Raw genomic sequence first — 8,746 nt, 5'->3', positions numbered from 1 at the left:
TGCCGCGAAGGCAGTGCCCACCAGCCAGGAGGCGGCTGGTGCAAGCGATCGGTTGGCTGCCAGGGCGGCATGGTGTCGGCGGTCGTGCCTGGAGAGCTTGGAGATGATCTAGCGCTTGTGGGTCGGCGGCGCAGCCGCCGGGCGTGGCCAAGCACGCACGTGGCGTTGCCGCGCGGGAGCTTACGGCGCGGGACCACAACGAAGCGGCGCAAGGAAAGTGGCATTGCGGCGCACGGTGAAGGGGCGGTAGGTCTTGCGGGCAGGCGGGTGCTTGCGCGGGGACGGCTAGGGGCGGCGGCCAACGGTGAGGACGGGTTGGGAGGTCTCGGCGAAGAAGTCGTTGCCCTTGTCGTCGACGACGATGAAGGCGGGGAAGTCTTCCACCTCGATTTTCCAGACAGCTTCCATGCCGAGCTCGGGGTACTCGAGGACGTCGACTCGTTTGATGCAGTCCTGCGCGAGGCGGGCAGCGGGGCCGCCGATGGAGCCCAGGTAGAAGCCGCCGAACTTCTGGCAGGCCTCGGTCACCTGGGCTGAGCGATTTCCCTTGGCCAGCATGACAAGCGAGCCGCCGGCCTCCTGGAAACGGCTGACGTACGAGTCCATGCGGCCCGCGGTGGTGGGGCCGAACGAGCCTGACGCGAAGCCTTCGGGGGTCTTGGCGGGGCCGGCGTAGTAGACGGCATGGTCGCGAAGGTATTGCGGCATGGGGCGGCCGGCGTCCAGCAGCGAGGCGATTTTGGCGTGAGCGATATCACGCGCCACCACCAGTGGGCCGGACAGGGACAGGCGGGTCTTGACCGGCAAAGCCGAGAGCTGAGCGCGGATCTCGGCCATCGGGCGGTTGAGGTCGACCCGGACCACGGCCTCGTCCTGCAGCGCGACGTCGGGCAGGAAGCGGGCCGGGTCGGTCTCCAAGCGCTCCAGCCATACGCCCGACGGGGTGACTTTGCCCACTGCCTGGCGGTCGGCGGAGCAGGAGACCGCGATGGCGACCGGGCAGGAGGCGCCGTGCCGGGGAAGGCGAATGACCCGCACATCGTGGCAGAAGTAGCGCCCGCCGAATTGGGCGCCGATGCCGAAGTTGCGGGTCAGCTCCAGCACCTGAGCCTCCAGCTCGACGTCGCGGAAGCCGTGTGCGGTCATGGATCCGGCGCTGGGCAGGTGATCGAGGTACTTGGCGGAAGCCAGCTTGGCCGTCTTGAGCGCATGCTCGGCCGAGGTCCCGCCGACCACGATCGCCAGGTGATAAGGCGGGCAGGCGCTGGTGCCGATGAGGCGCAGCTTCTCGTCGAGGAAACGCATGAACGACGACGGATTCAGCAGAGCCTTGGTCTCCTGGTAAAGGTAGGACTTGTTGGCGCTGCCGCCACCCTTGGCCATGAAGAGGAACTTGTAGGCATCGGGGTGGCCGTCGGGGTCCTCGGCGTAAAGCTCGATCTGCGCGGGCAGGTTGTTTCCCGTGTTGCGCTCCTCCCACATGCTCAGCGGAGCCAGCTGGGAGTAGCGCAGGTTCAGGTTCGTGTAGGCCTCAAAGACGCCGCGGGCGATGGCTTGTTCGTCGCGGCCATCGGTCAGCACGTGCCGGCCCCGCTTGCCCATGACGATCGCGGTGCCGGTGTCCTGGCACATCGGCAGCACCCCGCCGGCGGCGATGTTGGCGTTGCGCAACAGGTCCAGCGCTACGAAACGATCGTTGGGGGACGACAGCGGGTCGTCGATGATCGACCTCAGCTGGGCAAGGTGCGCCGGACGCAGGAAGTGGGCGATGTCATGCATCGCCTCAGCGGTCAGCTGGGCCAAGACAAACGGTTCTACGGTGAGGAACTGCCGCCCACCCGGACCGAAAACCACATCGACACCCTCATCGGTGACGAGCCGGTAGTCCGTGGTGTCCGCGCCGATCGGCAGCAGAGGTGAGTAGGCGAATTCAGTCACGAGGAGCCAGTCTACTGGTTGAACGGAAGGTAGCCGAGGTCCCTTCGGTCGGCCAACAACAGGGCTCGGTTGTCCGAGGCCACCACCTTTGCGGCGCTGCGCACATCCTTGAGAACGCGGCCGGAGGTGGGGTCGAGCACGATGATGCGGTCCGGGCTGCGGTCGGCGAGGATCACCGCGTTACGGGTCACCGCTACCGAAGACTTGTCGGAGGCTTTCCGGCTCCACAGCGCTGTTTCGCGGCCGAGCAGGAATGTAGTGATCTTCGAGCCGTCGGCACTGCGTACCACGGCCCGGATCCCGTCGGTGGCGAGGATCTTTTCGCCCACCTCGGCCGTGAGCACCTCGCGGCCGTCGGCGGCGTCGAGCAGGGCCTCGCGCCCGTCGGGGCGCAGCGCCACCACCGCGTTCCCGCCCGCCACCGGCTCCTTGCGCTGATCGCATCCGGCACCGGAGATGGTGCGCAACTGGTAGCCGTGCTTGACCCAGACCTCTTTGCCCGTCGCGCCATCGCGGCCGGAGACGGTCACCAGACAGGTTCCGTCACGGGGAGTGGCGATGCTGTAGACAATCCGTCCACCTAGGACGGTCACCGAGGTATGCCCGTCTGGCTCCACCACGGGCAACGCCTTGCGTTCCAAGGTGTCCACCGGGTGGATCCGGTTGTCTATCGGGAAGCCGAGCACCTTCGGCATCGGCCTGGGCTCAGCCTTGGCGTCGAAACGGTCGGAAGTCATCACCGCGCCCTGAGCCAGCTTGGGATTGTCGGCGAACAGCACGAAGCCGATGCCGGGCAGGCCGGTGCGCCACAGCTCGTCGCCGCTGACCGGCTCCTTCGCGGTGAGCTCGCAGTCCTTGGGGGTGAAGCAGGACACCTCGATGAGGCCGTCGCTGAAGCTCCAGACCGCCGCCGCCTTGTCGTCGGTCCTGATGACCCGGCCGGTCGCGGGATCCCTTACCTCGTAGCCCTTCTTCAGCAGCGTCCCGGACACCACCACCTCGCGCTCCGGCGACCCGGCGACGGTGGCCCAGTCTGCCTTGGCCTCCCACACCCGGCGGCCCGCCAACCGGGTGCGCACCTCGACCGACTCGCGCTGCTCCACCACCACAAAGCGGTCGAGGATGGTGACCGTCTTGGGAACCCCGCCGAGCCGCTCCTGCCATTGCAGCGCCGGCTCGGCCAGCGGCCGGCTCTCGGAGAACCACGCCCAAAGCCCCGGGAAGGGATTCCAGATCCCGGTCGAGACAAGCAGGGTCATGGCCGCGACTATCGCCACGAGCCATCCCGTGCTGGCCTTTGCCTGAGCCACGCAAGGAGGATAGCCGCCAACAGGCTCAACCCATGGAAGCCTTGCGCACCAATGGAAGCGTACGATATCGGACTTGTTCCGCAAGAGCGATCAAAGTGGACGCTCGCAAGATCCCTTGATAGGCCACGATTTCGTCGATGACCCGCTGAAGGTCCGCATTGGACCGTGCCACGATCCGGCACAGAATGTCGCCGGAGCCGGTGATGGTGTGGGCCTCCAGCACCTCGGGGATCGTCGACAGGTGCACCGCCACGATGTCGTGCCCCTCGTGCTGGCGAATCTCGAGGGTGACGAACGCCGTCACGGCGAAGCCGAGCGCGGCCGGGTCGAGGTCGGGGCCGAAACCGGTGACTATCCCGCGCACCTGCAGCCGATCGAGCCTGGCCTGTACGGTGCCCCGTGCCACCTGCAGACGGCGGGAGAGCTCAAGCACCCCGATGCGGGGCTCGGCGGCCAGCAGCTCGATGAGCCTGGCATCGATCTTGTCGACTGAACTGGGCAACTTGTCCACCTCCAGGCCCGATATTGGCACACAATTGCGCACTCTGCTCAGGTTCTAGGGGCGCATTTGCGCAACTCTACGCCCGATGACCACGATCCCTGTATGACCGCTGTAGCTGATGCACGGCCCAAGCAGGCCCACGACCCCTTCCCGGTGAAGGGCATCGACCACGTCGCCTTCCTTGTCGGCAACGCGAAGCAGGCGGCCCATTACTACTCGACCGCCTTCGGCATGACCCTGGTCGCCTACCGCGGCCCGGAACAGGGCCACCGCGACTTCGCCGAGTACGTCATGACCTCCGGCTCGGCCCGCTTCCTGATCCGCGGAGCCGTGCACGCCCACGCCCCTGGCGTGGAGCACCACGCCAAGCACGGCGACGGCGTGACCGAGATCGCCCTGGAAGTCCCTGACGTCGAAGCGGCGTACCGGCACGCGCTGAGCAAGGGCGCGACGACCCTGCAAGAGCCCACCATCGAGAAGGACGAGCACGGCACGGTCAAGGTGGCCGCCATCGCCACCTACGGCGAGACCCGGCACACGCTGGTCGAGCGGCACGAATACCACGGCCCGTTCCTGCCCGGATTCGTCGCGGCGGACCCGATCGTCGCCAAACCGCGCAAGCGCTACTTCCAAGCCGTCGACCACATCGTGGGCAACGTCGAGCTCGGCAAGATGGACGAGTGGGTCGAGTTCTATCACCGCGTCATGGGCTTCACCAACATGGCGGAGTTCATCGGCGACGACATCGCCACCGACTATTCGGCTCTGATGAGCAAGGTGGTCGCCAACGGCAGCCGCAAGGTGAAGTTCCCGCTCAACGAGCCGGCGATCGCGAAGAAGAAGTCGCAGATCGACGAATACCTTGAGTTCTATGACGGGCCCGGCGTGCAGCACATCGCGCTCGCCACCAACGACATTCTGTCCACAGTGGACACCATGCGGGCCGCGGGCGTGGAGTTCCTCGCCGTGCCGGACTCCTACTACGACGACCCGGTGCTGCGCGCGCGCATCGGCGACGTACGCGCCGAGATCGAAGAGCTGAAGAAGCGCCGCATTCTGGTCGACCGGGACGAGGACGGCTACCTCCTGCAGATCTTCACCAAGCCCGTCCAGGACCGGCCGACGGTCTTCTTCGAACTGATCGAACGACACGGCTCGCTCGGCTTCGGGAAGGGCAACTTCAAGGCGCTCTTCGAGGCCATCGAGCGTGAGCAGGACATCCGAGGGAACCTCTAGGATCGCGTGCTCGTGGGAGGATGGCGGTTGTGAGCTACACACCTCCGCCACCTCCATATGGCCAGTGGAGGCCGATTCCGCCAGCGCTGGCTCCAAACGGCCAGCCGCTCGCCAGCTTCGGCGACCGGCTTCTGGCCTACCTGCTCGACACTTTGATCATCACGGCCATTTCCATGGTGATCTTCATCCCGCTGATGGTGGTGTTCTTCATGGTGGTCATCGGCGAAGGAATCACCGCACAGGAAGCCGGCACCGATCCAGACCCCTTCGTCTTCCTCGGCTCCTACCTGGTGCTCTTCATAGTCACCTTCGCGTTCAGCCTGCTGCTGAGCTACCTCTACCTGGTGGAATACCAGCTCCGGCACGCCGGCCAGACCGTCGGCAAGAAGGTCATGAAGCTGTGGGTCATTCCGGTCGCCCCGACAGAGGCCTTGTCGCGCAACCACATGGTCAAGAGATGGCTGGTGCAGAGCGTCGCCGCCGGGCTGGTCGGGATCCTCGGACTGCTCGACGGGCTGTGGCAGCTGTGGGACAAGCCGCTGCAACAGTGCCTGCATGACAAGGCGGCGCAAACCGTCGTGGTGAAGCTCGGTTAAATATCTCCATGACGAGCAACCCCGGGTGGTACAAGGACCCCGCCGAACCTACGACCCAGCGCTACTGGGACGGCGAGGGCTGGCTTGGCGCATCCTTGCCGGTGACCGCCATCCCGCCCGAGGGCCCGCTTCCGCTGCCGCCACCGCCGCCGGCAGAGCCACCTGCCCCGGCGCCGGGACAGGTTCCGCCGCCGCCCTCGGGCATCCCGTACAGGATGCTGCCCCAGGCCCGCCCGCACGGGATGATCCTGGCCAGCCCCGGCGCCCGGCTGGTCGCCAGGATGATCGACATCGCCCTCATCCTGCTGCTGAACGTGCTGATCAACGGCTGGTTCGTCTACCAGTGGCTCACCCACGCCATCCCGTACATGTCCAAGATCATGCAGGCGCTCTATGACAACCAGCCCGTGACAGAGATCACTCGACCGGCGGACATGGACAACCTCCTGCTGGTCATCGCGCTGATCTTTGCTGCGCTATGGCTCATCTACGAGGTGCCGGCCACCGCGCGCGGCGGACAGACCGTGGGCAAGCGCGCGGCGCGCATCAAGGTTGTCAGAATGGAAAGCGAAGAGCCGCTAGGCTTCCCGCGCTCACTGTGGCGGTGGAGCTTCATGGGTCTGCCAATCCTGCTCCTCGGGTGCTGTGGCCCCTTCTTCATCGCCCTGCAGATGGCCGACGTGTTCTGGGTGGCCGTCGACCGGGTGCAGCGGATGGCTCTGCACGATCGCTCAGCGGCCACATACGTGGTGAAACTGCCGGGCGCTCCCCGCCAGAAAGGAAAATGATCATGCAAACCCGGGCACTCACCAGGGAAGACCTCGCCGCTCTGCCCAACTATGTTCCCGGCCGCAGCGTGCCCGGGGCCATCAAACTTGCCAGCAACGAGGTCCCGTTCGGCCCGCTGCCGGGCGTCGTCGAAGCGCTCGCCGAAGCCGCCACCGGCATAAACCGCTACCCCGACATGGGAGTGGCGGTGCTGCGCGACAAACTCGCCGACCGCCTCGGCGTCGCCCCCGACCGGGTGGTCACCGGTTGCGGCTCAGTCGCGATGGCCGAGCACCTCGCCCGCACCACCTGCATGCCGGGCGACAACATCCTCTACTCGTGGCGCTCGTTCGAGGCCTATCCGATCATCGCGGCCACCACGGCCGCCGAATCGGTCAAAGTGCCCAACACCCCCGAACACGGCCACGACCTCGCGGCCATGAGCAAGGCGATCACCGATCGCACCCGCATGATCCTGGTCTGCAACCCGAACAACCCGACCGGCACCAGCGTCCGCCGCGCAGAGCTCGACGAGTTCCTCGACCGCGTGCCGGAAGACATCATCGTGGTGCTCGACGAGGCCTACCGTGAGTTCGTCACCGACCCCGAAGTCACCGACGGCCTGCAGACCTACGGCGACCGGCCCAACGTGGTCGTGCTGCGCACCCTGAGCAAAGCCTGGGGCCTGGCCGGTCTGCGCGTCGGCTACCTCGTCGCCCAACCCGAGGTGGCCGCGGCCGTCCGCAAAGTCGTCACGCCTTTCTCCACCAACTCCGCCGCACAGGCAGCCGCCCTCGCCGCGCTCGACGCCGAAACCGAGATGCGGCGGCGCTGCGACATCATCATCAGCGAGCGTGAGCGGGTGCAAAACGTTCTGGCCCAATGGTTCCCGGGCATCCCGCCCAGCCAGGCCAACTTTGTCTGGCTGCCGCTGCACGACCGGGCCACCGAGTTCGCCCAAGCCTGCGAAACACACCAAATCATCGTGCGTCCCTTCGCCGGCGACGGGGTTCGCGTCACCATCGGCACCCCAGACGAAAACGACGCCTTCCTCGCAGCCGCCGAAAGCTACCTCGGACCCGAACCAGACCTCAGCCACGGAAACTAATGGCACTACGCAACCTTCCACGACGAAGCCGCAACGCGGTCATCGCCGCACTCACCGTTGCCCTCATCGCGGCCGCGGGAGTGACAGTCTGGCGCGTGCTGCGGCCCACCGAAGTGATAGCCGCAGCCACCTCCACCTACCCGGAAGCAACCATCCCCATCCCGGGCCGGGTCGGCTCGCTCATTTCCGCGCCGCTGATTGTTGAAGACCGCCTGCGGGTCTACGCCAAAAAACGTGAAGTGTGGTCCGACGGGCCCCCGTCCTACCACTACGAACGCAGCGCCTACTGGTCCTACCGGCGATGGCCGGCCCAAGTGACCGAGATAGTGCTGGTACACCAAGGAAACCGGCCCCTCATCGTCACCTCGTGGAGTGACGGGCTACTCGTCGCCCTCGAAGCCGAAAGCGGCAACGTGGCCTGGCGCCAACAGGGAGACACCCTCCAAGACGAATACGCCGGCCGCCGCACCGGCGCCCAAACCGTCTATCCCACCAGCAGACTGCTGACCACCGAGCAAGGCTTCATCACCAGCAATTCATATATCCGTGGGTACGCGGCGGACGGCACCGAAAACTGGAAACGCCTAACCCCCACCACACCCGAATGCCACGGCACCGAATTCACCACCCAGCACCAATGGCTGGTGCTCGACACCTGCACCAAAACACTGAAAAGACTCGACACCCGCACCGGAGCAGCCCTACCCGAGCTGCCCATCAACGCCGCGGTCGTCGAGCCCATAGCCTGCGTCAGCGGACACTCACAATGCCGCGCGATGCGCACCACCGGCGAAACCGCCCAAGGCTGGATCCTCACCGGCCCAGAGCCACGCGAGTCCAAACCATTGGCGCACCCCGGATCCACCCTCGTTCAGCAGATCGTCGCCACCGCCGACGCGGAAAACACAGTCACCGGACGCGACCCCGAAACCGGGCAGGCCCTCTGGACGTGGCAAGCACCCAGCCCCATCCAACTGCTCGCCAGCGGCACAGACCGGGTCTTCGTGCTCCTCACCGACCGCACCCTCGCCGGCCTCGACCTGAAAACAGGCGAAAACCTCACCCGCTCAGGCGTCAACTACCCGCCCGAACCCGAAAGCCCATACGCGATAAGCAACGTATACACAGCCAACCGGTACATCGTCCTCGAACGCGTCAACCCCAACATCCCCGCCGACGCCAACGACGACACCTACTACTTCACCCACCGGCCCGTGCTAGTAGCAATCGCCTGAAGTCTTTTGGGCATGCCAAAAGGGCCCCCATTCTGGGGGCCCTTTTAGGAAGG

8 protein-coding genes are annotated in these 8,746 nt (G+C 66.0%); 5 read left to right on the top strand and 3 right to left on the bottom strand.

From position 1 onward, the window contains the following. Positions 1-285 precede the first annotated feature (285 nt). Genes Rhe02_RS48885 through Rhe02_RS48875 form a run of 3 tightly spaced genes read right to left on the bottom strand, consistent with a single transcriptional unit; the run spans position 286 to position 3,759 of the window. Positions 286-1,938 carry a fumarate hydratase gene (locus tag Rhe02_RS48885; protein ID WP_203915453.1) on the bottom strand — a complete coding sequence of 551 codons (1,653 nt, stop codon included), beginning with the start codon at positions 1,936-1,938 and terminating at the stop codon, positions 286-288. A gap of 11 nt (positions 1,939-1,949) precedes the next feature. Then, positions 1,950-3,248, bottom strand: a complete 1,299-nt coding sequence (locus Rhe02_RS48880) for an outer membrane protein assembly factor BamB family protein (protein WP_203915452.1) — start codon at positions 3,246-3,248, stop codon at positions 1,950-1,952. Between the two features lie 25 nt (positions 3,249-3,273). Next, positions 3,274-3,759: an Lrp/AsnC family transcriptional regulator gene (locus Rhe02_RS48875; protein WP_203915451.1), complete on the bottom strand. Its 486-nt coding sequence runs from the start codon at positions 3,757-3,759 to the stop codon at positions 3,274-3,276. Positions 3,760-3,852: 93 nt separating this feature from the next. On the opposite strand from Rhe02_RS48875, the gene hppD reads away from it, so the two are divergent. From hppD to Rhe02_RS48850, 5 genes are read left to right on the top strand one after another with little or no spacing between them, the layout of a single operon-like run. Beyond that, positions 3,853-4,986 carry a 4-hydroxyphenylpyruvate dioxygenase gene (gene hppD / locus Rhe02_RS48870; RefSeq protein ID WP_203915450.1) on the top strand — a complete coding sequence of 378 codons (1,134 nt, stop codon included), beginning with the start codon at positions 3,853-3,855 and terminating at the stop codon, positions 4,984-4,986. Between the two features lie 29 nt (positions 4,987-5,015). Beyond that, positions 5,016-5,582, top strand: coding sequence for an RDD family protein (locus tag Rhe02_RS48865; RefSeq protein ID WP_239124573.1), 567 nt, complete (start codon positions 5,016-5,018; stop codon positions 5,580-5,582). A gap of 8 nt (positions 5,583-5,590) precedes the next feature. Then, a complete protein-coding gene (locus Rhe02_RS48860; protein ID WP_203915448.1) occupies positions 5,591-6,370 on the top strand; it encodes an RDD family protein in 780 nt (259 codons plus the stop codon). 2 nt (positions 6,371-6,372) lie between these two features. Continuing rightward, positions 6,373-7,458 (top strand): histidinol-phosphate transaminase, encoded by a 1,086-nt coding sequence (hisC, locus tag Rhe02_RS48855; protein WP_203915447.1) that lies wholly within the window; start codon positions 6,373-6,375, stop codon positions 7,456-7,458. Next, on the top strand, positions 7,458-8,693 hold the full coding sequence (locus Rhe02_RS48850; RefSeq protein WP_203915446.1) for an outer membrane protein assembly factor BamB family protein: 1,236 nt from the start codon (positions 7,458-7,460) through the stop codon (positions 8,691-8,693). Before hisC ends, Rhe02_RS48850 begins: the two co-directional genes overlap by 1 nt. Positions 8,694-8,746 lie beyond the last annotated feature (53 nt).

It is taken from the genome of Rhizocola hellebori, assembly GCF_016862955.1.
Lineage (GTDB): Bacteria > Actinomycetota > Actinomycetes > Mycobacteriales > Micromonosporaceae > Rhizocola > Rhizocola hellebori.
The sequence above is the reverse complement of the archived record's forward strand: the minus strand, read 5'-3'. Positions and strand labels throughout refer to the sequence as shown.